This is a genomic window from Nocardia coubleae NBRC 108252 (assembly GCF_001612805.1).
Classification (GTDB): domain Bacteria; phylum Actinomycetota; class Actinomycetes; order Mycobacteriales; family Mycobacteriaceae; genus Nocardia; species Nocardia coubleae.
The window spans coordinates 114975-138432 of the sequence record NZ_BDBD01000011.1; the positions used below are offsets into that span (position 1 = coordinate 114975).

A 23458-nucleotide genomic window follows, 5' to 3' on the forward strand; every position below is an offset into this window, starting at 1 on the left:
AGCGCTTTCGATACACTCGCAGTCCGCATTCGGTCGGTCAGTACACTCACAGCGGTGCGCTTCGGAGTTCTGGGTCCCCTGACTGTGTGGGGGGCCGGCGGCGAAGTGGTCCCGGTGCCGGAGAAGAAGGTGCGAGCCCTGCTCGCCGGTCTGCTGACGGCCCCGGGGCGGGTGGTCTCGGCCGACCGGCTGATCGAGGGAATCTGGGGCGAGAGCATGCCGGCTCGCCCGGGCAGTGCGTTGCAGACCCTCGCATCCCGGCTGCGCCGGGTGGTGGGCACGGATCTGGTTGCTCACCGTGCGATGGGATACACGTTGCTCGTAGCCGCCGACGCGGTGGACGCCGGGCAGTTCGCATCGCTGGCCGAGCAAGCGCGCCGGGCTGGTGAGCCGGGTCGACGGGCTCAGTTGTTCGCTCAGGCACTGGAGTTGTGGCGTGGGCCCGCGTTCGCGGATTTCGCGGACGACACGCTCGTCCAGCCTTCGGTTACGCGGCTGGAAGAGCAGCGGATGCTAGTGCTCGAAGAGCATGCCGAGGCCCGGCTGCAACTGGGCGACTACGGTCGGCTGGCCACCGAGTTGCAGGAACTGACCGAACTGCACCCCTTCCGCGAACGGTTACGCGCTATACAGATGCGTGCTTTGTATGGCGCTGGACGCGTGGACGAAGCCTTGACCGTCTATCAGGATGTGCGCCGTCATCTCGACGACGAGCTCGGACTCGAACCCGGACAGGAGCTCGTCGAATTACATCAGGAGATGCTGCGCCGGACCCTGCCGATCGAGCCGCCGGCATCCGACCGGCGGGCGCAGGACTCGCCCCGGCGTCGTACCAACCTGCCGGCGCCCATCACCGATCTCATAGGACGGACCGAGTCCGTGCGGCAAGTGCGGGCACTGCTGAGCCGAGAACGCCTGGTCACACTGACCGGGCCGGGTGGGGTCGGTAAAACTCGGCTGGCGTTGGCTGCCGCACGCGAATCGGACGATGTCTTCGACGACGGCGCGTGGCTGGTGGAATTCGGCGCACACCGGGTATCGGACACGGTGCACAAGGCCGTAGACGAATTAGCCGATGCGGTCGCGGCCGTACTGGAGATCCGGGACGACGCACGGCCGCCGACATCGACGCGTTCACCGGTGCGGCAATTGATCGACGCGTTGCACAGCCGAGAGCTGTTGCTGGTATTCGATAATTGCGAACACCTCGTCGATGCCGCGGCCAGGCTGGCGCGGCTGCTGCTGCACGGAGCGCCTCGGCTACACATACTGGCCACCAGCCGGGAACCGCTCGACATCGCAGGCGAGCAGTTATGGCAGGTACCGCCGCTGGAATTGCCCGAACCGGGAGCAACACCGGCAGAAATCATGAACTCCAGCGCAGTTCGCCTGTTCGCGGCGCGGGCCGCCGCCGCGGCACCGGGGTTCACCATGACCGAAGACGACGCACACGTGGTGGCTGCGATCTGTCGCCGAATGGACGGACTACCGCTGGCACTCGAGCTGGCATCGACGCGTATCCGCGCCTTGGGCCTCGCTCAGCTCGCCGATCGCCTCGACGACCGATTCGGGCTGCTTACCAGCCATCGTCGCGGCGCTCCTCCCCGCCAGCAAACACTGCGCGCCATGATCGACTGGAGCTGGGAACTGCTGACCGCTGCCGAACAAGCGGTATTGAGCCGCCTCGGTGTGCACGCCGACGGATGCAGCTTGGAAGCCGCCGAAATACTCTGCGCGGGAGGAGGCGTCGAGTCCGGGCAGGTGCTCGACCTACTCGCGCGCTTGGTCGACCGTTCCCTGGTGGTCGTCAGCGAGGAAGCTGAGGGCACTCGCTACCGGCTGCTGGAATCGATTGCCGCTTACTGTGTCGAACAGTTACAGACCCATGAGGCCGAATACACGCAGCTTCGCCGCGCCCACGCCCAGTACTACCTCGCACTTGCCGAAAGAGCCGACGACGAGTTGCGCGGCCCGCAACAATGTCGCTGGTTACGCATTCTCGACCTCGAATCCGCCAACATGCGCAACGCGTTGAACACCGCCCTCGCCGTCGGCGACACCGCCTTGGCTCGGAGGCTGGCCAAGGCGCTTACCTGGTATTGGTTCCTGCGCGGTCGGCTCATGGAGGCGAGACGCTCGATCACCGCAGCGTTGGAACTCATGTACTCGACTGCCACAGAACACCCCTGGGTCCAACAGCTCGAGGCATGGCGAGCCGCGTTGACGCTACTCTGCGGTGATCGGGCTGATGCCTCGTGGGACAGCCACACGCCACTGCGGCTCTACCGAGCCATCCCGGACCGCCGGGACCGCTCAGGGCCGGGTTGGTTCCTCGGTTACGCCACAACAATGTTCGGCAACATAGATGTCGGAGTGGAACTCATCGACCGGGCACTAGAGGACTGCCGGGAGTTGGGCCAGCGCTGGGAATTCGCCGCAGCGCTCACGGTCCGCGCGGTCCAGCGGCAAGTTCGTGGTGAGCTGGACGAGGCCCGGCGAGACGGCGAGCAGAGTTGTGACCTGTTCGCAGAGGTCGGCGATCGGTGGGGGCAATTGCAAGCTACCGGGACGCTCGGCAGGCTGGCGGAGATCCGGGGCGACTACCGGGAGGGCGAGACCCAGCACCGAGAGGGACTGCGCATCGCGGAGCAGCTGGGCCTCTGGAACGACGCGGCGACGCGATGGGCCGAACTGGGCCGTATAGCACTTCTCAGACAGGAATATCCCCTGGCGGACAACCTTCACCAACGGGCTCTACAACTAGCCCAAGCGCACGGGCACCGGCCCACTCAGGAATCGGCCGAAGTGGGCCTCGCACTCAGCGCGCGACGCCAGGGACGGCTCGACACCGCCGAGCATTACCTGCGCCCATGGCTGGAGTGGAATCGTAACTTCGACGCGGCGAACGGTATTGCGCTGATACTCGCAGAGCTCGGTTTCGTCGCCGAGCAACGAGGTGACGTCCGGTCAGCGCTGGCACTGCACCAAGATGGCCTCGTTGCCGCCCGTAAAACCGGCGACCCTCGTGCGCTGGCCCTCGCCTATGAGGGACTGGCCGGTGCACAGCAACTCGCGGGTAAGTCCGAACTCGCGGCCCGCCTCCTCGGCACCGCCGCCAGAGTCCGCGAATCCGTAGGCGCCCCGTTGCCCCGGGCCGAACGCGGTGACGTGGACCGCATTGCGACGGCGGTTCGTTCGACACTGGGCAGGAACCGCTTCGAGGCGGAGTACGCGCGGGATGTGTAGTGGTGGTGCCGTGTCAGGCGGATATGAGGCGTGCAGGGCTGTCGGAGCGTGACATCAGCATTCACCGGCTTTCCACCGAGCTTGGCAGTCCAGGGCTGCTACCACGCCACCATGATCTCGACCGTGGCCTGAGCCGGGCCGGTTGAGCAGTCCGGTCGAAGCAAGCCCCACGCCGCATCGAGACACCTGGTGATCCCGTCACTCATCCTTGGCAGATCCGGCCTGTAACCATCCAACCGGAGTCCACACCGCGGGGCGTACTGCTATGCGAGGACGACGACACACCCTGGTGCTCCGATCCTGGCCGGGACCTGGTCCTCACACCACTCTCGAGTAGCCGCTGGGTGGGCTATCCGGATCGCCCGGCGGATGGTCCGGTTGCAACCAAACCCAGCAATGTCTGCGCTCGCCCGACAGCATCTGCCGGGCCCGGTGTCGGCAGTCGCATTCGGGCTGGTCGAGCGGCGGCCGGTAGTGGATCGCTGTGCGCTCCGCGCGTGAGTGGATCCTCAGTGCGCCGCTCATCGTAGGCACGTGATCCAGTAGTCGCCATGGAATCCCTGGTGACACCGTGGGTTTCGCTGGGGAATCCGGGGAAGTTGCGGTCGAAGTCCTCCAGTGCGCGCAGGTAGCGCAGGATGGGCGCGTCCTTCTCGCCGGGGTTCTCGCCGGGCATCAGTACCGGGATGCCGGGCGGGGTGGTCACCACCTGGGTGGCCACGGTGCGATTGGCGAGCTCGGCCAGGCGGACGGGCTCGGTGCCGGCGCGCAGCAGTCGCTGGTAGGTCTGCGCGGGGGTGAACTCGGGGCGGGGCGGGTGCGTGAAGGCGTCTTCGAGCAGCGGCATCAACTCGCTGTCGCGCAGCTGCCGATGCATCTGGTCGCACAGGTCGCGCAGGGTGAGGCCGGCGTAGCGCGCGGGGAATTCCCGGGCCAGCGCGGGCAGGACCTCGCCGAGTGCGGCGCCGGAGTCGTAGAGGGATTTGAAGTCGAGCAGTCCATCGATGAGCGTGCCCCACTTGCCTTTGGTGATGCCCATGGAGAAAAGGACCAGGCAGGTGTAGGCGTCGGTCTTCTCGACCACGATGCGCCGGGTCTCGAGATAGGCGGTCAGGATTTTGGCCGGAATGCCGGTATCGCTCTGCACGCCAACGGCATTGGTGCCGGGACAGGTGATGCTGACCTTGATCGGATCGAGCAGGCAGTAGCCCGACTCGAGGCCGGCGAAGCCGTGCCACTCGGCGCCGGGTTCCAGGCTCCAGCAGGCGGGCTCGGTGCGCAGCAGATCCAGTGGGGCGTCCGCGAACGCGTAGCTCTGCCCGGTGCCGGGATCGGTGACCTGCTCCGGCTGCCAGGTGCCGAAGAACCATCCAGGCCGGTCGCCCGCCGACTCGATGCGCCGGCTGATGCGGGCCACCGCCTGACGGAATCGGATGGCCTCGGTGATCGCCTCGTCGGCGAGCCAGGTGCCGCCGGGGCCGTCCATCATGGCCGCCGCCACATCCAGACCGGCGATCATCGGGTACAGCGGCGAGGTGGTGGCGTGCATCATGAAGGTCTCGTTGAATTGCCGGTGATCGACCGGCGAGCGCGGCGAATTCTTCACGTGCACCATCGCGCTCTGCGACAGCGCCGCGAGCAGTTTGTGGGTGGACTGGGTGGTCAGCACGGTCGGGCGGAGCTCGTCGGGAACCGACTCCGCGTCCACCGCCATGCCGTAGCGGCGCGCGTAGAGCGGATGGAAGCGCGCGTAGGCGAACCAGGCCTCGTCCAGGTGTATCCGGGGCACGCTGGCGCCGAGCAACTCGGCCAGGCGCACCGCGTCGTAGCAGAGCCCGTCGTAGGTGGAGTTGGTGACCACCGCGTAGACCGGCGCCGGGTCGGCCGCGTCGACGGACAGCGGATTGCGTTGCAGCAGTTCGGTTATCGCGTCGCGGGTGAGGGCGTGCGGTGGGATCGGGCCCATCAAGCCGTAACCGTTGCGCGTGGGCACTAGATAGGCGGGACGGCCGCCGGTCAGTGTCAGCCCGTGGTAGATCGCCTTGTGGCAGTTGCGGTCGACCAGCACGAGCTCGTCGGTGGCGACGCTGGCGTGGATCGCGATACGGTCGGACGTGGAATCCCCATGCAGGACGAAGTAGGTCAGGTCGGCGCCGAAGATCCGGGCCGCGTTGCGCTCGGCGTCACCGATCGGGCCGGTGTGCTCGAACAGCGAACCCAGCTCGCCGACCGAGATCGACAGATCGGTGCGGAAAAGTCGCTCGCCGTAGTAGTCGAACAGGACCCGCCCGACCGACGACTTCAGGAAGGCCACACCGCCCGCGTGGGCCGGTGTGTGCCAAGAGTATTCGTGGGTGTCGTCGAAGCGGCGCAACTCCCGGAAGAACGGGGGCAGCAACTCGTCCTGGTAGCGGCGCGCGGCGACACCGATGCGACCGGCGATGAAACTCGCGGTGTCCTCCAGCAGCCACACGTAGCCGCACACCACCTCCGAGACCCACAGCGGCAGATCGTCCACCGAGGCCGCGGTGCTCACCAGGAAGACGGGCAGGTTCGCGAATCGTGCCTGCACCGCACGCAACACCACCTCGGCCGGGCGTTCGAGCACGCCGTCGGCGTCGCACATGTCCCAGCTCACCAGTGCCGCCGTCAACTCGGCACGCGTCTGGACCAGGGCGAGCGCGTCCTCGTCGGTACCGGCGCGGACCACCTCGTGTCCGGACTCGGCCAAGTGCGCGCAGATTAGTTCGAGTTGCTCGTCCAGGACCGAACCGGGCAGCACCTCGTTGACCGCGAGCAGAATCGTTGATCCGGACACAGCGGGACTCCTCCGGTAACAGGGACCCGTCCGGCGCGCGACGGGCGGCCCGGGCATCGAATTCGCCTCGGCCCGTACGGTGTTCGATGCCATGGCCGAGTTGGATGTGTAGTTCTGCCGTCCGCGTCGGACGCCGCGGATGCCGGAGGTGCTCCAGCATGGCAGGCCCGGGCCGCTTGTCTGCAGGTTTGTGCCGTGTAAGCGGTGCCGAACTAGGCGGCGAAGGCGCGGCGGCCGCCGTGGCCAGTTCGCCACGCGAGTCTGACCGCCGCACGCACCAAAATGCCGATGTGCGGTCACTTGGTGCCGTCATCGTGGCCGGTTGGAACGAGATCAGTAGGTCGCTTGGGTAGGGCGGTGTCGGTGCGCAGCATGGCGTTGTCGCGCAATCGGATCGGGTCGATCCGGGCCGCCGAGGCTCGGCTTGGGCATCCGACTGGCCCGCGATCCGGGACAGATCGACCGCTCCCTCATTGCTTGCCCTCGCTCATGTTGCATGCCCGCATGTTTCGGTAACGGAGCCTCAGAGGACGATGATTTCCCCCTCGCATCGCACGCCCTCGTTCTCGGTGACCACATCGAACTCGTATTCACCCGCGGCTGCCATGAACTTCACCGAGAATGTCACCGGCGCGATGGTGACCGGTAGCTCCCGCATCCAGAGGAACTTGGGAATCCGAACCCGGGTATCGAGTTCGAATTGGTTGCGCACAGTGATGTCCAGCCGTACCGGCACATCACTCGAGATGACTATCAGGCTCGTGTCACACCGGCCGAAGTCGTAAGCGAGCGAGACGATTTCAGCCGGCTCGCCGTCGAACGGGTCCGCTGCAGCGGGAGGTACGGCCACGAGAAGCGCCAGGGAGAGCATCGATACTGCCAGGAGCGAACGCATGATCAGACCCTACCGTCACGAGAACCATTGTGGCCCTGGATATCTGCGTTCTCGTCCCGACGGAACATGGTGCGGGCGCGCAGCACGTCGGCATCAGGAGTTAGCAGTGCCACGGATATCTGCAACGTCCGGGGGAAGGGAAGGAGGCCGCTGAGGATCCGTCTGGTATTGATTCTGGAAAGTCACCGATCGCATGGTGTGAATGCGACGGTGCGCAGAAAAATGCACACCATGGCTCAGCACCGCGACTGCCCACGATTCAGGGCGCGCGCAGTGCCCTCCCACGCGGCCTCAGTGCCGATGGGCGGGTCTAGGCAGTACGTAACCGCGGTGCTTGCTGCCCGCCTGTCGGTGCGATTCGAGGTTCGACCAGTGGTGAGCCGCCGCTCATGACCTGGTCCCACCAGGACTGCTTCGAGTTTGTGGTTGCCCGGCTATGGATCGAGCTGCCCGCGCGGTGGGCAGCTGAGTGAGACGAATCACACTGGCTCGATGCCGGAAGGTAACCGACGTCGGTCCTCTCGCAACGCCACGTATCCGACGGTCCCCGTAGGTCGAGAAGAAACCTGACCTGGACCGAACAGTGGGACGAGCGGCGATGTTCGCCTACTCACAGCGGCAGCTGCTGCAGATTGCCTACAAAATGCGGATGCTCCAGGTGCGAGGTCGCACCTGGAGCATCGAGTAGATATGTGCAAACACATAGTTGCGTTTAGCACTGGTGTCCGGAGGGGTATTCGACCAGTACGCACAGCAGTTGATTCGGCGGACATCGTTGGTGCTGGTCTGACGGCACGATGGCCTGGAAGCTCTCCCAATCCAGTGGTTCTCTCTGCCTACGGGGGTGACTGGCGGAGGATTTGAATCTGCCCGGCGTGCGTTCCAATTGCCCAGACCACGCCCATTAGTCCCGAATTATGCTCGGTGCCAGGCAGGTTCGCGACACGGCGCTTCTCAACGAGTCTCAACATTGCAGTGAGGTCCTCTTCTTCAGGCACGGACAGTGCCACCGCCCTGGAGCGGCCGTCCGCTCGCGGTTGGACTCGGCCGTCACGATAGGCTCACGCGGACAAGATGTTGGCGTTCCTGGAGGTGTGGTGCGCGGGGGGGAAGTTCGCCAAGGCAGTCTGTTTGGCCGCTGTGGCGGCGATGGTGGCAGGGTGTGGGCAATTGGTCGAAGGCTCGCCGATCCCGGTGAGCACAGATCCAGCCGCGACGGTGCCGCCGCAGTCGGCCATCTTTCCCGGCGACCTCGCCGAGGCCAGCGTGGCACCGGGCACCGCGGACTTGATGGGGCGTGTCCGGTCCTCGCACGCGTGCTTGCTGCATGATCGGGAGTTTGCGCGGCGCTACGGGACCCCTGCCGACGGCTGGTTGATCGAGCGATTCAGCAAATGCGGGGTGATGGTCAACTCCGATGTCGAGCCCGGCGCCGGCTACATCTTCGAGTTGTCGCTTGCCGATGCATATCTCAGCATCGATCGCGACCAGGACACCGCCGAGGAGGTCGGTGGCCATGAGGTGTTCCGGTCACGAACCAGCTACGGTACCCACGACTGCACCTACTACCTTCCGATCGGCAAGACAGGGTTCGCGCACGGCCTGCGCGGTCGGCGTGTCCATTCCCCCGGTCAGCCCAGCGAATGGCCTGCCCGCTGTGAATCCACCAAGGAGTACCTGGGTGCTCTGGCGGATACATTGATCGAGATGCCGCCGCGCGACATCGGCGCATCACCTGGTTCGCGGTCCCTGGTGCAGAAGAATCCGTGCGCGGCCGATGCGTCGATTCGGGATCTGTTTCCCGGCTGGAACGGTGGACAGACCGGGTGGGTCAGCGCATACTCGTGCACGATCGACTTGAGCAAGCCGGGAGACCCCTACAAGATCACCGTCACAGCGACGTTCATGCGTAACAACGAGCAAGCCGCGGTACTACCGGAAGACGGGGTCGTCACCCACGACGGTCTGAGTGGGGTCGAATACCCTTCGACGGGGAATGCCGCACTGCCGTCACCCAACAAATGTGGCTACGCGCTGACCTATGTTCCGGCCGCGGTACCGGGGGCGGCCACGGCGCACGTGGTGAGTGTGTCGGTGGACGCCAACCCGCAAAACCCGCTGGCTGCCAGCTGGCCTGCGGCGCCGTTCGACATGTGCGAGCGTGCTCGGGCGGTCAGCAGTGCGGTCCTGGCCGGTATTGGCTGACAGCCGACCATCCGAAGGTTGCTATCGTGTCGCCTGCCGGAAGTCGCGGCGCTTCTTATCGCTCCGGTGGATTTGCGAAGCACACGCGCCCGAGCGGAATTGGTAGAGCTTAGTGACCATATTTGCGGCGACCGAGGAGGGGAAGTCACTCTCGGCCTGGAGGCGGCGGATCTCGGTCTCGGTACGACGGTTGCTGGTCATGGTCGGCTCCGTGTGCGGGTCGTCCCACGCTCGATCCCGCCGGGTTGCGTTGATGACCTAGCGTTTTCGCTGCTGCTACGCGATTCGGGTGGGGACCTTGTCTTCGCTGCCGTGGCGGGTGTGGGCCGTCGCGGCTCGGAGCGGGCATGCGTAACCGTGCCGGTAGGGAGTCTATTGGGGTAGTGCCGGGCACAGCAGGAGTCAAGGTCGGCTAGTGTGCTCGGGTGCGATAGCGCTCGCCTGATTCCGAGCCGATCCGAGGCCCGCGTGCTACCGGCTTGATCGGACAAGGTCCGCCCACGAAGGTGCGGATCGCGCTGAAAGACCCTGTCGACCTGTCGACCAGTCGTATTTACCTGGTAGGGGCCGCGGGACGCTGCCGGAGAGATGATCATGACTTTCAACGCGCGACGTAGGCAAGGCGCTCGTGCTCGCAAAGCCGCCCTAGCCCTGCCCTACCCGGCTGCCCGCTGCACTGTGCCCAGCGGTAGGGAGGAGTTATCGCTGTGCCCGGGCTGGTGCATCGAGCACCGGTACCACGCTGGCAATGCGGTGGACCCGACCGATCCAGGGTTCGCGGTCCACGACGGGACGTTGATCCCAATGGGCGCGTCTCACCAACTGGCACCGCCTTGCACGGGAGCGGCGGTACGGGAAACTTGCGGTCACCGCTTGCAACCATACAGACCGAAGAAAGGATGCGACATGCAAGTTGATATCGAGCGCGCCACGCGGGCTATTCGCGAAGCTGCAATGTTCGACTGGACTTGGGGTGTAGATGACCTCGATAGCTTCTGCACGCGGGCGGGCTGGGAGTTGGCGGAACTTCGGAAAAAGGGGGCAACTCTGACGACCAATTTGGAGGTCAACCGAACAGACGCAATCGCCTATATTTCGAGTGGGGCATATCCATTTGGCACGGTGACCCAGCTTCAGCTGATCTCGTTTTATCCGGCTGATATCGGAGATTTGGATGCTTCAGAGATCGGCTCACAGGAGATGGGCATCTTTCTGGATCTGCGGGAACGAATCAGTTCCCTGATGGGTCAACCTATCTTCGCACTTACCGGTCCACACCCTGTAGCGCGATGGAACGGCGGCAGGGTTGTCATTCTGCTCAGGGCTTACGTGGGTCAGGTGCATATCGATATTGTTAACCCGGAGAATGCTGTATGGCTCGGCGATCTAGACAGCGACGATAATTTCTAGCGCAGTCCCGATGATCGGATAGTCCCCTGGGGTTGGCTGCCGGCGAAAGTAATGCTCTGACACGTTCGTCGGGAGATGTTTGGGAAACCGCCTTTACATCCGTCAACGTGGTTATGCAGATCGGAACGACTCGCACCGGGAGGAGTGAATCGCCCCGGAGAGTCCGGAGACCTATCGGTGTGACAGCCCAACGGCGTGCTGGGCTGGGTGTTGAGCGTAGGGCGGTTCGACCACTACGCACACCGTCTGATTCAGCGGACGTCGTTGGTGCTGGACTGACGGCGGGATCGTCATGAAGCATTTCTAACTCAGCGGTCTACTGCGCCAACCGCCCGCTCAGGGCAGGGTGGTTGGCGGAGGATTTGAACCTGCGACCACCTGACGCCGGTTCACGTCGACTCGAAGCTACCCGAAAGTGCCCAAAACTACTGGTAGAATAGAATTTTGGCGCGGGCTGCATCCTGGTTGCTTCCCATCGTTTCCCGCTGTTTCCGGCTATTTCTGTGTGATTGATGTGTGTTGGGTCGAGTACTGCGGACGCGGCTTGCTGCGCTTTCGAGAAGTCGTCAAATGCGCCCGTGCTCGGTCGGTGTCGTGACGATGCACCTGCAGGCTGCTCGATGGACGGCTAGGGTGCTGTGACACTGCGGTATGACGGTGGCCGCTGAGGGCGCATGATGAGGCGGTGTGTATGTGGAACCGGATGCTGGTGGGCCTTGTCGGTGATTTCGGCTTCGGAGCGGTCGAAAGTGAATGAAATTTGGCTGGTTGGCCTGCAAACGCGCAGGTCAATTAGTGTGCTCCCCGCGCGAGCGGGGATGAGCCCGCCGCCGGGCGTGGCATGTTCGCACACACCCTGTGCTCCCCGCGCGAGCGGGGCTGAGCCCCCGCAACCCGCGCATCGCTCTCGGGGAACTGTGCTCGCCGCGCGAGCGGAGATGAGCCCGGCGCGCCCAGACAAAAATTTCGCGGACCCGGGTGCGCGCCGCGCGAGCGGTTCAAGGCTTTCGGCGTGATCACTGTTCCACAGGGGGTCACGTGCGCCGCGTAGGTAGTCTGCCTGCCCCAGTCACTAACGCGCGCAACTCCCCACGCTCCACGCTTCCACCGCGCGGCTAGTCAGTCAGCGGTCCGTGGCCTGAGGTAATGCTGGGAATCGATATGGAATGTGCGCTCACTAGAAGAGGTCCAGGATTGCTCGATTGAGCTGTCGGTCGGTTGAGGCCGTATGTTCGTCGAAGCGACCGTTGGGAAGTGCTTTGCGCAGTCTGGAGACTGTTGTGGTTCTGCGGTTCTTGGCTGTTCGGTAAAGGACGTAGGTGTCGCCTCGGCTGACGACGAGCTTGACGACCCGTGCGGGTTGTTCTGTTTGCCGCCGTGGGTTCAGGTCGTCGAGGCTTTCCTCGTGATCGCGAAGATTGATAAGGATTAGCGTGTCACCTGGCTGTAGGTCCACATTGGTGTCGTCTGGGCATCGCCACCACTCGATCAATTCATCTGTTGCGGTTCCGCGCGTCTGCACTAGTGCCGCCTCGATCAGTGGGTCGGAAGGATCTTCATCGGCGTAGGAGTATCCGATCATGAGGCGTTGTTCCGAGAGGACGACCGTCTCGCTTGTTGGCTCGTTTGGTCTCGTCGGCGGTAGCGGTGGTCGGGATCGTTGTTTGGCCTCGTCGAGCCAGTCCTGCGTTACGGGGTCAGCTTCGTCGATCCATTGGAAGATTGCGCTGTGCACGGTCGTGAAGATGTCGGGATCGAGAGTACGGCAGTTCCTTCTTCGAGATCGTTCTGCGCGTGCTGGGAAACGTTCGCTGATCCGATTACGGTGGCGTGGGTCTCGTTGGCGAGTTCGACTGCGATGAGTTTAGCGTGTAGCCAAGGATGGAGATAGATCGCGGCGCCGGCGTCGAACCAGCGCTGTAGCTGGTGTGGATCGACGGTGCCGCGCGCTATGGAGTCGAGTTTCGTGGGTCGTGGGGTGCCGTTGACGACGATGCTGTCGCCGTGGCGGAGCGGCAGAAACTCTGCTGCGTTGTGGCCGACGAACGCGATTGCGGCCGAGGTCCGCTGGGCTTCGGCGAAGACGTCTTTCAAGGCGGTCCAGGTGCCGCGTCCGGCGATCAGCTTGATCGAGGTCGGGGTGGTGACTCGGCGTACGATCGGTCTTCCTCCTTAGCGTTGCGGCACCGTGTCACCGGTGGCGCTAACGGTATGTCCGGACCAGATGGAGTTTCCTGTCTCCATCTGGTCCGTGTGCCTTGACGGCGTCTGGGCCGTCGGCCGAACAGGTGCCTGCGGCGGGATGCGACGCCGGTGTCAGGCTGCTTGCGGGGCGAGTGCGTGTTCGAGGTCGTTGAGCATGGCTTGCAGAGGTGCCCAGCACAGTCCAACGCTGTCGTCGTCGAAGGCTGGGTTGTCGGCGAGTTCTTTGCCGGGGTGGATGTAGTTGCGGAAGTTCCGGACTGTGTGCATGAAGGTTTTGGCATCGAGCTGTATCCAGCCGCAGGCGTGGGCGGTGTCGATGAGGCTCTCCAGATTGGGTTGTGGCTTGTTGACGAACTTGCCGCGTTCATCGACGAATTGGCGATTTCGGCATCGGTCGTCGCGTTCGGTGAGCAGGGTGAGAAGCATGCCTTCGACGAAGCTGCCTATGGCGATGACTGCCATGGTGTAGGCGCCGTTGCGTTGACATATGCGGGCTTCGCCGGCTCGTTTGATGAGTGTTCCGCGGTGGGTTGGTCGCTCATGAGGCGTCGTACGCGTTCGTCGAGATCGTGGGGTTCGGCGTTGTGTGGGCCGGTTCCGTGTGCGCCGAGTTCGGCGATCACAGGTCGACCGCCGGTGTCGATCACAACCAAGCCCTCGGGTTCGAGGACGGTGTTAATCGCGTCGCGAAAGATCTTTGCGGCTACGGCGCCTTCGTCGTGTTCGACGGGGTCGCAAATCCGGCACAGGAGACGTTCGAGGTCCGTGGTCGGGTGTTCGCGTCCGTCGAGTTGTTCGATGAGCCAGGCGATTCGGGGGGTGCCGTCGTATTCGGGTGGGTTGTGCCAGCCGGAGTGCGCGAGAAGTTGTTCCAGGTCACGCCCGGATCTGGTGTAGGGGCCGTCGGGGTCGATGATGATCCGAGCGAGCCTCTCGATCGTTTTGGGGTCCAGTGCGGTCGTCATGGCTTCACCTTCTGTCGTGTGCGCTGTGCGTCTTCGAGTGCTCGCTGCAGGCGGGCGTCGATCCTGCTGCCGCGACGTTTGAATCCGAGGTCGGTGGGTACTTGTTGGGTTCGTTCCTCGGGATCGAGGAGCAGACCGTCCGACATCCGCCACAGGAACATCGCCACTACCTGGTCGTGGGTGTAGTTGTCGATCGTGAAGTCGGGGGTGAGGTTGGGCCGTGGAAGCGTTGGTTCGGTGCTGGTGGTGAACTGCGGAAGGTCCCGCATTGCCGTGACGGGGGGTGGTTCCTTGTCGGCGAGGGTGACGGCGTCTTCCCAGGCGGTGATGATGCGGTGTAGTTCTCGGTCGGGGTCGTTGAACCATGCCGATGCCCAGACCCGGTGGAATCGCCATCCGAGCCGTTCGAGGTGTTCCTGGCGCAGGCGATCTCGATCGCGGGCGCTGGTGGTGCGGTGGTAGCTGTCGCCGTCGGCTTCCACGGCCAGCACCATCCGGCTCGGCTGCTCGGGATGGGCGAGCGCGAAGTCGATGCGGTAACCGGCCACACCCCATTGCGGAACGAGTCCAGCCAAGACCCCTTCGACGTGGCCATTCCGATGCCCCGGATCCGCGCGGCCGCGAGCAGTGAGCCGACGGCTCCGGTGTCCTTCACCACGCTCGATCCATTAACAGCCCGTGCCACCCGTCGGACCCATACTTGTTACGCACGCCGCCACACAAGCGCCACCAGCGGTTTCGTGGGAGACGATGACCGTCAGACGAGATTCGGCGAGAGCTTGAACTCCGGACCTGCCTGAACCTCGGCTCACCCGATGCCGCAGGTCGGCGTCGGGGGAGTGCCGTTCCAGCGGTCGATGGTCCACTCGACGATCTGTGGGGTGAGTGGGGAGTCGGCGGCGACGAGGTTCACGTGGCTGAGGCCGGGGAAGGTGCGGTAGTCGATGGGTTCGCCTGCCGCGCAGCGTGAGTTGACCCAGGCCTGTTGTAGCTCAGGCTTGACGAGGGGGTCGGCGAGGCCTTGGGCGACCAGTACCGGGGCGGGGAAGGGCCCGACGGCAGTTTGGCTTTTCAGCAGGGTGCCGAACTCGCCGTTGAGGAGTTCATCCGGGAAGACCTGGTTGGGTATCTGTGATCCGCGCAGGAGCGCGGGTAGTGCGTCTTTGCCGTTGAAGCACAGGTTTCCGATCTTCTCGACGCCGTTTTTCGAGCCGGGAGTCAGGTGCTCGGTGAGATGGAGTTCGGGGTAGAGGTCGTTCCAGGTGTTCGCGATGTAGGCGGAGACGGTCTTGCCGCCGATCTCGGATTTGTCGGATTTCGCGAGGCCGAACAGGTCGGCGGCGGGGGCGAAGGCGGCGATGCCTTTGACCTGGAATTCGGGGGCGTAGCTCGATGCGATCTGGCCGGTCCACAACGCCGCTTGACCACCTTGTGAATGGCCCCAGATGACCGTCTCGGTCGTTGTCGAGATTTCGTTGAACTGCCGCGCGGCCCGCGAGGCGTCGAGCACGTTGCGCGCCTCGGCCTCGCCGACCAGGTACGGGTGAATGCTCTGGGTGCCGAGTCCGATGTAGTCCGAGGTCACCGCGACCCAGCCGTGCTGGGTCACCATCTCCTCCAGCGCGGTTCCCGCGCCGTCGCCGAACGGTGTGGGCGACAGCGACGGCGCGCATTTCGCCGCGATTCCGGTGGTGCCGTGGGCGACGGTCAACAGGGGTAGCGGGGTGTCCGGCGGGTTCTCGGGGGCGAGGATCGTGCCACTGGATACGGCGGCGCTGCCATCGGGATGTGTTGTCGTATACAGGATTCGCCACCCGCGCGCACCGTCGGGAACGCCGTCCGTGAGTGCCTCGGACCGCAGCAGCCTGCCTGGTTCGGGTGGCACGTTCGCGGGCGCTGTGTAGAAGGGGCCGGGCTCGGGCAGGGGCACACCGGCGAGGATCCGAGCGCTGCCGAAGGCGAGCGCCACCGCGATCACGAGCGCCGAACCGGCAGCGAGCGTGCGGACCCAGCGATGCCGGTTCGAGTCGGGCCGTCGCCGGATAAGTGCGCTGAACAGCAGGTGCAACCCGATGAACACGAACCACGCGGCAACGCCGAACCGGAACAACATGAGGGTGAGAACCGGCCACGAGAAAGTGACCACACCAACGGTGATGCTCGCGATCGCGGTGAGCGCGGCAGTGACGCGCTGGTCGACACCGTCGGCGTCACCCCTGCCCACCGCCTGCCACCCGGTGAGCAACCCGTGCACGATCAGCGCCGCTCCGATAAGAAAGGCGAGACCCGGCGCACCGGCACTCGGCCACACCGCCATCGCCACACCGAGTACGACGAGCACACCACCGAGCACCCGCGAAGAAAGCGCGACACCGCCCGAGGTCGCGTCTCGACCAGCGGCGACGTGCGGGATCAATGCGGTCGCGAGCCCCACTAGAACGAACCCGGCGCCGGTGACGAGGACGACGGTCCGGACTGGCATCGGAGCGAGAAACAGCAGCGCGCCCACCGCGACGGCCGCGATGCCGATCGCGAGGCGCAACGGCAGCGCCGCGGCGATCACTCGGCCACGCAGCGAAGCCGCGCCGTTGTGTGCGCGCCCGGTTACCTCGTTGTGCAACGATTCACCGTTCAAGTCAGCCTCTTTCGCCGCAGCTTCAGCAGGGTCCGCGACACGGTAGTCCGGATCAGCGGGTCGAGCCCATCGAAGACTATCGCCGAGATCACCTGACGACAGGACAACCTGCTCGCCGAGTTGGAATCGCGCCCGGTCACTGGCGGCGACGAGCTGTCGGATGCTTGGGCCGAACGTCTGCGCCGCCGCTACACCGAACTCGAAAAGGAACGCTGGACCAAGGACGCCGAGCTGGAGACGCTGCGTGAACAGTCGCCCGACAGCGACCCGATGAACCGCTCTCCTGGACCACCTGCCCCGACTGACACTTCATCTCACCCGAGCCTAGATGTCCTCCGGGGTGGGTGAGTTACGCGATGCCTATGTCGATGTCGTTACCGACGAACGCAATCCGCGGTGGATGGCCGAGGAACGCCGCGCCTACTTCGATGGGCTGTGCGGGTTGTTCGACCTGGATCTGCCGACCTCACGCCAGAGCGTCGGCCGAGGCCGGAACCAGTATGTGCACGGCCTGCTCCTCAACACTGCGGAGTCGTTGCGGCGCACGGGAACCCCCGTGGGACGGCTACCTCGAGGCGGGAGCGCTGCTGAAAGAGCTGGATCAACTCGGAATGGGTGCAGCGCACCTGGAGTTCGTGTTCGAACTGCGTGCGGCAGTGGACGCCTCGCGGGCCCAGCATCGCGAATTGCTCGACCTGCTCCTGGGCGGTCTACTCGGCGATCGAGCGAACCAGGTGTTCAGCCTCGATGAACTCGAGGCAGCTGGGATCGAGCGCGCTGTCCCGATCCGCTATTTGCCTGACTGAACTTCGTCGTGTCGCCACAGTGGGGCAGGGCGGTGAGGGGACTCGTGATGTCGTGGAGTGCGCTGCCTTTTGTTCATGGCACTGTGCCGCCGTATATCGCCGCGGTCCTCACCACGGCTTTGTCGGACGACCCTGTGGATTTGGCTGGGTACGGGGAGGCGGCGGCACGAATGGCTGACCTCGCTGTGCGGATCGATGGGTATCTGGGGATGGAGTTCGCGCGAGACGAGCACTGTGGAATCACCGTGTCGTACTGGCGCGATCTCGATGCCCCGCGCAACCGGCGGGAGGACATCGAGCACGTGGCAGCTCAACACGTCGGCCGCGAACGGTTTTGCCTGGGATACAGGGCGTGGATATGCCATGTTGAGCGCGAGTACGAATGGGCTCGCCCACCGGAGCTTGTTCCTCCGGTCCACGACGACTGAGATGGTGAATCGGTCCTTTGTGTGTCGGGTGCGCGCAGGATGACATCGTTGCGTGCGACGCGCTGGGTGTGTTCGGGAACATCGGGCGATTCCGTACTCGACAGGCGACCTGAGATCCGTGCGATTTGGCGCGACAGCTCAGACCGTTAACCGTTGCGCCTAGGCTTTTCGATGTTCGCGCCATCATCTCCGGCTTTGGCGCAGCAGGGCGACAACTCGAGCGGCATGAGTCAGGTCAGAAGACCAGGTGGTAGGAATCGCCGACGAGGGTCGCGATCAGCGCCATGGCGAGTGCCAGTCATCGGTCACCGGTCTCTGCCAGGAACTCCTGTGTGATCTCGACTGTGGATCAGCGCTGGTGTCAACCAGCGTGCTGAACGCGAGACCTCCTGACCGCCGCGATCGAAGCTGCGTAGGCGCTCGGGTTGTTCGTTGCGCCGGGGCATGAAGGCAGTAGGAGGTCTCGTCCTCGGTCTATGACATGGGGATTGTCTGCTGTTTTCGCGGGGCTCGGCTATAGCGGCTTGGTTGCGAGGTTGGCGAGCAGATGCAGCAGTGCTCGAGCTGCGCCGGGAGACAGGTCGGGCGGATGTGTCGGGACGATGACTTTGAGCTCGCCAGGTTCGGTGCCGGCGTCTCGGCGGGTGGCGTGTGCCGGTGGAGAGGTCTGGGGCAGGTTCGGTTTCTGCATTGGGTCCACCTTCGGAAGCGGTGTGGCCAGGGTTGCCTGCGATGGACTCGACCGGTGGATGTCGTCCGCGGCAGGGAGGTCCGATGATCCGCTGATGTCGTCGGTTTCTCAAGGATCTCTCAGATTGACCCGTGTTGAACCCCCACGGGTGCCTACCTGCGGTTTTGCGACTTACCGGATTCGGCTGCCCTCAGTGGCACACGGCTATATGTGCAGGTCAGAGAGGTAAATCAATAAAAAGCGTTGTGTCCGGAGGGGGACTTGAACCCCCACGCCCTAATACGGGCACTAGCACCTCAAGCTAGCGCGTCTGCCATTCCGCCACCCGGACTTGCTGGTGTGCCAAAAGATTATCCGACTGATTGTCGTAAACCAAATCGCCTATCTGACCTGCGGTTATGGTGGGGGTTCGGATGATCTTGACGGTGCGGTCAGGCGCCGAATCCTAGAACGCCTCAGGTCTCCCTGTTTCGGAGGCGAACCAGGGAGACCGACCACGGCGCCCAGCGCTCGGGGACGCCCGAAACGTCAGTTCTGGTCGACGCGCTGGACGCTGTGAGTTCCCGCACGGCGACCGGCGAAGACGCAGTCCGCGAGGGAGAGTCCGCTGACGTAGCCGTTGGAGCAGATGCCGACTGCTGCGCGGCCTGCGGCGTAGAGGCCGGGGATGGTGTCGCCGGTTTCGGTGCGGACGGCGCCGGTGTGTTCATCGACGAGGAGGCCGCCGAGGGTGAGCATCGGCATGGGGTAGGTGAGGCGGGCGGCGAAGGAGATGTCGAGTAGGGCGTAGGGGCCGGTGCGGATGGGGCGGCGGATGTCGTCGGGTTTGCCCAGTGGATCGGGGGTGCCCTGCTCGATGGCCTGGTTGTGGGCGTCGACGGTGGCGCGCAGGCCTGCGGGGTCGACGCCCGCGCGGGTGGCGGCTTCTTCGATGGTGCGGCCGGTGGTGCGTCCGAAGCGGAGGAGTCGTTCGGTCTGCATGCGCTGGAACCACACCGACTGGCCGGCGATCTGGGTGCGTGCTTCGGCGGCGAGCTCGGCGTCGACGAGCAGCCAGGCGCGATGGCCGGGGGCGGTGGCGATAGCGGCGCCCAGTGCCGCGCCATAGCGTGATTCGTCGACCATGCGACTGCCTTCGGTGTTCACCGCGATCGCGCCGTAGAAGGCGCTGGGTGGGCCGATGAAACGCCATGCCGACATCGCGTCCATTTTGCCGGTGGCCGCGCCGATCTCCTCGGCCATCGTGATGCCGCTGCCGTCGTCCCCGGCCGACCCCAGCGGCAGACCCTGCGCCCAGGGGTAGTGGGGGCTGTGCCGGGCGACCATCGCCGAGTTGGCGATGAATCCGCCGGTGGTCAGTACGACACCGGAGCGGGCCCGGATCCGCACCGGCACACCGTGTTTGCGCTCGATGCGTGCGATGAGCGCTTGCACGGCCCGGCGCAGGCCCTGGTGGTACACACCCGGTTTCGACGAGATCCGTGCCAGTGCCGCGAAACGGCGTCGCACGGCGGCGGGTGCGCCGTCGAGGGTGACCGCTTCGATGCCGGTCACCCGGCCGTCCTCGACCACGAGCCGGGTCGCCGTGGTTCCGGTTCGGACCCGGACACCGCGTGCGGCGGCCGATCGTGCCAGCGGGCGGAACACGGCCTTGCCCGAGACGCCGGGCCCGTGGGCGCGGTGTCCGCGCTGACGTGGTTTCGCGAGCTCCCGGTAACCACCGGCGTTCTCGCTGCCGGAGTAGTAGAGGTAGTAGTCGTCGGTGGGGTAGGAGGTCTTGTACGGGCACACCGACGCCTCGAACGGCACGCCGTGTTCGGTGAGCCAGTCGATGAGTGCGGGGGACTCCTCGCAGAAGCGGCGTAGCGTCGCGGGACTCACCGCGTCGCCGACCTCGGCCTGCAAGTAGGCGAACATGTTGTCGGCGTCGTCGTCGATTCCGGCGGCGTGCTGCACCCAGGTGCCCGCCCCGGCGTAGATGATTCCGCCGGACAGCTCTGTCGCGCCGCCGCCGAGGTACCGGTCGATCGCGAGGACATCCGCGCCGCGTTCGCGAGCGGCGAGTGCGGTCGTAACCCCTGCGCCGCCGTATCCGACAACGACGACATCGGCTTCATCGTCCCAGGTCAGCACCTGTACCACCTTTCGTGCGGCGGGTTGTCCGGGCCGCATCCGGAAACTATAACGTGTTCTAGAAATGGTCGGACGTCGTTCCGCCGGTGAGGGGTCTTCGCTGGGCGGTGGACGTCATCCTGTGGCGCGACACTCCGTGAAACGGCTTGGCTGTCTTACGATCCCGTTGTCGCTATCCATGGCCATCGGAGGACTTCATGCCCGTGACCATTTCCGCGTCGACCCGCGCTGTGTGGAAGATCGGCGCACAGGGACAGGCGCAAATCCTGTTCGTCGACGACTCCGCGTCTAACGCACCGGCCCGTCGATGGCCCGACACCGCCATGCCGGGCGGTCGTCCTGGGCATCTGGCATTCGACCCGAACGACTATCCGACCCTGGCACACGTCCGCACCCTCGTGCCCGAGTACGGCGCGCTGTGGGATGCCGTGGCCGAGGACTTGGCCGCGATGAACGCCGGTGCCGAGTCCGCCGGAAGGACGGGCAACTAGACCGGCGGAACGGGTGCTCCGGCATGCACCTCACATCGATAGCGGTGGCAGGCGAGGAATCGGGGGGATGTGGTGGCGAACGACGCTGATCGACGGCTGGAAATGGCTGCGGCGGCGGTCTTCACTGCTTCACGCCATCCGTTCACGGCGCGATCGGTTCGTCGCGGCTCCGACGACGAACCGCCTGCGTCACCGCGCGATGCGAAGACTGCGAATAGGCATTTTTGCCGAATGCCACCCGGCAGCGAACCGATCGGGGCGCGTATCGCATCACTGATGACGAGACCAGTCGTCGGCACTGCCCCAGACGCGTCTCGTGTCGTGGGTGAGGAGATCGCTGGGGGGTCTCCTCACCCACGACCTATTCGCCACTCCGGGGCCGTTCGCGGCACTCAGCTCAATCCGGCGACGATCGCCGACCGAACCGGGTCTCCGACCGGCAGCCCCTTGGCGACCCGCCGCCACGCGTTGCGTCCCGCCGTCAACGAGCACCGCACCGCGTCGGTGATCGCCGCCGCATGCGTGTCGCCCAGGGCCGTGCCCGGCACGATGGAGATCTCCAGGTGCTCCGCCAAAGTCAGTGCGCGGGTGACGATCTGACCGGTGAGGGACCCGTCGGCATCCGTATACAGGACGACGAGGACTTCGGTTCGTTCCTCGCCCGCATGCACCGCGACGCGGACCACGTCGCCTGCCGCGGTATCGGGACCGAACGATTGCACCGAGATCCGTGTCTGCTCGGCACCGGCGGGAGTACGTGTGAATTCGATGCCGAGCTCCTGGTCGATCTGTTTCTGGACGACCCGGCTCGATGACGCTCCGTCGCGTGAGGAGGCGGCCAGCGGCCGCACCGTCCACCCGGGCACCCGCATCACGATGCGTCGCGCGGACAAGGAATGGGGTTCCGGTGTCGCGTCGGCTGCTGCCAGCAGGCGTTGCGCGATGCGGGCGCCCGCGGCGGCTGCCTCGGCATCGGGTTCGGAGTCGTCGGCGAGCGCGAGCAGCACCTCGAGGTCGACGGGCAGGTTCAGCCGTGTGGGCCGATGATCTCGCGCCGTCACGATGCCTCCTCGGTGTCCTGGTCGCGGGCGTCGAGCTGGGCACGCAGGGCCTCGCGCAGCATCTTCGTTCCCGCCGCGCGCAGCCGTTTGACCTTCTCCTGGCTGAAATTCAGGTCCTCGGCGACCTCTTTGGTCGTCTGTACGTCGGTGTAGGTGCCGTCGGGGGCGAGTACGAAGGTCGCGCGCAGCACGGCGGCGGTCTCGGGGTGCGGGATCGCGTCGAGTGCGTCCCGGAGGACGACGCGGTCGGCCAGCCGGTCCTCACCGCCGACGAGTGTGTGGTCTTCGACGACGAGCGCGGTGGATTCGTAATCGACGCGCAGGCCCGGGTGACGTTTCTCCGCTGTGCGGCGCCGTCTGTTCTGCAGCACCTGCCACTGGAGTTGCTGCAGGACATGGGTTTTCCAGTGCCGGATACGTTCGGTGGGCAAGGTTGCCGTCAACGCGACCATGGTGTCCTGGGCGACGTCCTCGAAGTCCGAACGCATGTCGGGGTCGACCCGCTCGACGACATACCGCGCCTTGGCCACCGCGTAGGTCGACATGGTGACCAGATCGGCGCCGAAGATGTGTTCCACCACCGCGAGGCGCAGCGGTGCGGGGACCGCGCTCCAGGTGGCGCCGAGCCAGGTGTCCAAGGGGTCAGAAGTCAACCCGTGCTCCCACTTCGTCGGCGACACCGTCGAATGCCGCACTGTCCGAGGAGAATTCGCGCGACGCATGCGGTGCTCTGCCGTCGGCACCGATCGTGTGAGCTGGGCCGGGCAGCTCGATGCCGAACCGGCATGGTGTTGCTCCGCCCGCGCACCGGTCGACGGACCGGGAAACGACCGGACGACACGGGTCACAGCTGGAGCCTCCTGCTGATCGGAAACGGGCTCCTACACAGATGCCGTTGCCCGCGCCACCGGTTCGCACGACGAATGTGAGCTAGGACGGGCAGGTGGGTGAGGACACCATCATCGAGAACGCGATCTGGCAATACCAGGCCTTCTCGATCTTCCACTTCCCGTCCTCGGCGACGAACGGCACGATCAACGGGCTGGTAGCGGTGTTCATCCTCCCGGTGCCATCGGCGAGCATGCCCGGCGCGCCGAGCCTGGTTCCGGTGATGGTGACGGTGACCGTCGCGTTGTTCCGGCCCGGTGCTTCGGCGATGCGGTTGGGCAGGCCCGGATCGTCGGCGATGCCCTGCACGTGATCGAGCTTCTCGGAGTTCGGGACCCGTGGGTCGAGCATGCGTGCGAACAGCTGCTCGACGTCGTCGGCCGACAGCAGTGGTGGCGACGGTGTCGATGTGGGAGTGTTGGCACCGGCCACGGGCATGGCCGAACTGTCCCCGGTGGAGCAACCGGTGCCGAGCAGGGCGGTGATCGCCGCACCGGACAGCGCAGCACCGACAAGGAGTGATCTCGACAAGATGGTTCCCCCGGGAAGGTCGTTGATGCGCATCGGTGTCGAGCTTATCC

Annotated in this window: 20 protein-coding genes and 1 tRNA gene; 6 read left to right on the forward strand and 15 right to left on the reverse strand. The window is 65.2% G+C overall.

Features of this window, described 5'->3' with window-relative positions:
- Window positions 1-54: 54 nt before the first annotated feature.
- Entirely contained in the window at window positions 55-3246 is a 3192-nt protein-coding gene (locus NCO8_RS09540) for an AfsR/SARP family transcriptional regulator (RefSeq protein WP_067639912.1), read from the forward strand.
- A 349-nt stretch (window positions 3247-3595) separates the two neighbouring features.
- Here the strand turns inward: NCO8_RS09540 and NCO8_RS09545 are convergent, their stop codons facing one another.
- Complete coding sequence (locus NCO8_RS09545) at window positions 3596-6064, reverse strand: Orn/Lys/Arg family decarboxylase (RefSeq protein ID WP_210739944.1); 2469 nt, start codon at window positions 6062-6064, stop codon at window positions 3596-3598.
- Between the two features lie 523 nt (window positions 6065-6587).
- Window positions 6588-6959 carry a hypothetical protein gene (locus NCO8_RS09550; protein ID WP_157104853.1) on the reverse strand — a complete coding sequence of 124 codons (372 nt, stop codon included), beginning with the start codon at window positions 6957-6959 and terminating at the stop codon, window positions 6588-6590.
- Window positions 6960-8033: 1074 nt separating this feature from the next.
- Between NCO8_RS09550 and NCO8_RS09555 the strand changes: the two genes are divergently transcribed.
- A complete protein-coding gene (locus NCO8_RS09555; protein ID WP_067638232.1) occupies window positions 8034-9164 on the forward strand; it encodes a hypothetical protein in 1131 nt (376 codons plus the stop codon).
- Between the two features lie 21 nt (window positions 9165-9185).
- Here NCO8_RS09555 and NCO8_RS09560 read toward each other — a convergent pair whose 3' ends face one another.
- Window positions 9186-9365, reverse strand: coding sequence for a hypothetical protein (locus tag NCO8_RS09560; protein ID WP_067638234.1), 180 nt, complete (start codon window positions 9363-9365; stop codon window positions 9186-9188).
- A gap of 705 nt (window positions 9366-10070) precedes the next feature.
- Between NCO8_RS09560 and NCO8_RS09565 the strand changes: the two genes are divergently transcribed.
- Entirely contained in the window at window positions 10071-10574 is a 504-nt protein-coding gene (locus tag NCO8_RS09565) for a DUF6301 family protein (RefSeq protein WP_067638236.1), read from the forward strand.
- A gap of 1177 nt (window positions 10575-11751) precedes the next feature.
- Here the strand turns inward: NCO8_RS09565 and NCO8_RS31215 are convergent.
- From NCO8_RS31215 to NCO8_RS09590, 6 genes are all read right to left on the reverse strand, one after another.
- The gene (locus NCO8_RS31215; protein ID WP_157104854.1) at window positions 11752-12309 is read right to left on the reverse strand and encodes a hypothetical protein; all 558 of its coding nucleotides are present in this window, start codon (window positions 12307-12309) and stop codon (window positions 11752-11754) included.
- Window positions 12264-12668: a phospholipase D-like domain-containing protein gene (locus NCO8_RS09575; RefSeq protein ID WP_067638240.1), complete on the reverse strand. Its 405-nt coding sequence runs from the start codon at window positions 12666-12668 to the stop codon at window positions 12264-12266. Before NCO8_RS09575 ends, NCO8_RS31215 begins: the two co-directional genes overlap by 46 nt.
- Before the next feature lie 222 nt (window positions 12669-12890).
- Window positions 12891-13241: a hypothetical protein gene (locus NCO8_RS32150; RefSeq protein ID WP_210739945.1), complete on the reverse strand. Its 351-nt coding sequence runs from the start codon at window positions 13239-13241 to the stop codon at window positions 12891-12893.
- The gene (locus tag NCO8_RS32155) at window positions 13223-13744 is read right to left on the reverse strand and encodes a hypothetical protein (RefSeq protein WP_210739946.1); all 522 of its coding nucleotides are present in this window, start codon (window positions 13742-13744) and stop codon (window positions 13223-13225) included. Before NCO8_RS32155 ends, NCO8_RS32150 begins: the two co-directional genes overlap by 19 nt.
- Window positions 13741-14319 (reverse strand): PDDEXK-like endonuclease domain-containing protein, encoded by a 579-nt coding sequence (locus tag NCO8_RS09585; protein ID WP_167353266.1) that lies wholly within the window; start codon window positions 14317-14319, stop codon window positions 13741-13743. Before NCO8_RS09585 ends, NCO8_RS32155 begins: the two co-directional genes overlap by 4 nt.
- A 233-nt stretch (window positions 14320-14552) precedes the next feature.
- A complete protein-coding gene (locus NCO8_RS09590) occupies window positions 14553-16379 on the reverse strand; it encodes a lipase family protein (protein WP_245655295.1) in 1827 nt (608 codons plus the stop codon).
- A 611-nt stretch (window positions 16380-16990) separates the two neighbouring features.
- Between NCO8_RS09590 and NCO8_RS09595 the strand changes: the two genes are divergently transcribed.
- Both NCO8_RS09595 and NCO8_RS09600 read left to right on the forward strand, forming a co-directional pair.
- The gene (locus NCO8_RS09595) at window positions 16991-17185 is read left to right on the forward strand and encodes a hypothetical protein (RefSeq protein WP_067638244.1); all 195 of its coding nucleotides are present in this window, start codon (window positions 16991-16993) and stop codon (window positions 17183-17185) included.
- A 47-nt stretch (window positions 17186-17232) separates the two neighbouring features.
- Window positions 17233-17613, forward strand: a complete 381-nt coding sequence (locus NCO8_RS09600) for an antibiotic biosynthesis monooxygenase family protein (protein WP_157104855.1) — start codon at window positions 17233-17235, stop codon at window positions 17611-17613.
- A gap of 514 nt (window positions 17614-18127) precedes the next feature.
- Here NCO8_RS09600 and NCO8_RS31220 read toward each other — a convergent pair.
- From NCO8_RS31220 to NCO8_RS09610, 3 genes are all read right to left on the reverse strand, one after another.
- Window positions 18128-18304 (reverse strand): hypothetical protein, encoded by a 177-nt coding sequence (locus tag NCO8_RS31220; RefSeq protein WP_157104856.1) that lies wholly within the window; start codon window positions 18302-18304, stop codon window positions 18128-18130.
- A 246-nt stretch (window positions 18305-18550) separates the two neighbouring features.
- Window positions 18551-18635 (reverse strand) — tRNA-Leu (locus NCO8_RS09605).
- A 197-nt stretch (window positions 18636-18832) separates the two neighbouring features.
- Window positions 18833-20476 carry an FAD-binding protein gene (locus NCO8_RS09610; protein ID WP_174550313.1) on the reverse strand — a complete coding sequence of 548 codons (1644 nt, stop codon included), beginning with the start codon at window positions 20474-20476 and terminating at the stop codon, window positions 18833-18835.
- Between the two features lie 158 nt (window positions 20477-20634).
- On the opposite strand from NCO8_RS09610, the gene NCO8_RS09615 reads away from it, so the two are divergent.
- The gene (locus NCO8_RS09615) at window positions 20635-20928 is read left to right on the forward strand and encodes a hypothetical protein (RefSeq protein WP_157104857.1); all 294 of its coding nucleotides are present in this window, start codon (window positions 20635-20637) and stop codon (window positions 20926-20928) included.
- A 392-nt stretch (window positions 20929-21320) separates the two neighbouring features.
- Here the strand turns inward: NCO8_RS09615 and NCO8_RS09620 are convergent, their stop codons facing one another.
- From NCO8_RS09620 to NCO8_RS09630, 3 genes are all read right to left on the reverse strand, one after another.
- Window positions 21321-21989 carry a hypothetical protein gene (locus NCO8_RS09620; protein WP_067638250.1) on the reverse strand — a complete coding sequence of 223 codons (669 nt, stop codon included), beginning with the start codon at window positions 21987-21989 and terminating at the stop codon, window positions 21321-21323.
- A complete protein-coding gene (locus NCO8_RS09625) occupies window positions 21986-22642 on the reverse strand; it encodes a sigma-70 RNA polymerase sigma factor region 4 domain-containing protein (RefSeq protein ID WP_157104858.1) in 657 nt (218 codons plus the stop codon). Before NCO8_RS09625 ends, NCO8_RS09620 begins: the two co-directional genes overlap by 4 nt.
- A gap of 277 nt (window positions 22643-22919) precedes the next feature.
- A complete protein-coding gene (locus NCO8_RS09630) occupies window positions 22920-23441 on the reverse strand; it encodes an MTB12 C-terminal domain-containing protein (protein WP_067638253.1) in 522 nt (173 codons plus the stop codon).
- Window positions 23442-23458 lie beyond the last annotated feature (17 nt).

Excerpts from the sequence above, each read along its gene's own strand:
- NCO8_RS09565 (WP_067638236.1), top strand. The coding sequence starts at position 10,071 with ATGCAAGTTGATATCGAGCGCGCCACGCGGGCTATTCGCGAAGCTGCA.
- NCO8_RS32155 (WP_210739946.1), bottom strand. The coding sequence starts at position 13,744 with ATGACGACCGCACTGGACCCCAAAACGATCGAGAGGCTCGCTCGGATC.
- NCO8_RS09600 (WP_157104855.1), top strand. The coding sequence starts at position 17,233 with ATGTCGTGGAGTGCGCTGCCTTTTGTTCATGGCACTGTGCCGCCGTAT.
- NCO8_RS09560 (WP_067638234.1), bottom strand. The coding sequence starts at position 9,365 with ATGACCAGCAACCGTCGTACCGAGACCGAGATCCGCCGCCTCCAGGCC.
- NCO8_RS31220 (WP_157104856.1), bottom strand. The coding sequence starts at position 18,304 with ATGCAGAAACCGAACCTGCCCCAGACCTCTCCACCGGCACACGCCACC.
- NCO8_RS09610 (WP_174550313.1), bottom strand. The coding sequence starts at position 20,476 with ATGCGGCCCGGACAACCCGCCGCACGAAAGGTGGTACAGGTGCTGACC.
- NCO8_RS32150 (WP_210739945.1), bottom strand. The coding sequence starts at position 13,241 with ATGGCAGTCATCGCCATAGGCAGCTTCGTCGAAGGCATGCTTCTCACC.
- NCO8_RS09595 (WP_067638244.1), top strand. The coding sequence starts at position 16,991 with ATGGGTGCAGCGCACCTGGAGTTCGTGTTCGAACTGCGTGCGGCAGTG.
- NCO8_RS09555 (WP_067638232.1), top strand. The coding sequence starts at position 8,034 with ATGTTGGCGTTCCTGGAGGTGTGGTGCGCGGGGGGGAAGTTCGCCAAG.
- NCO8_RS09550 (WP_157104853.1), bottom strand. The coding sequence starts at position 6,959 with ATGCGTTCGCTCCTGGCAGTATCGATGCTCTCCCTGGCGCTTCTCGTG.
- NCO8_RS09615 (WP_157104857.1), top strand. The coding sequence starts at position 20,635 with ATGCCCGTGACCATTTCCGCGTCGACCCGCGCTGTGTGGAAGATCGGC.
- NCO8_RS09630 (WP_067638253.1), bottom strand. The coding sequence starts at position 23,441 with ATGCGCATCAACGACCTTCCCGGGGGAACCATCTTGTCGAGATCACTC.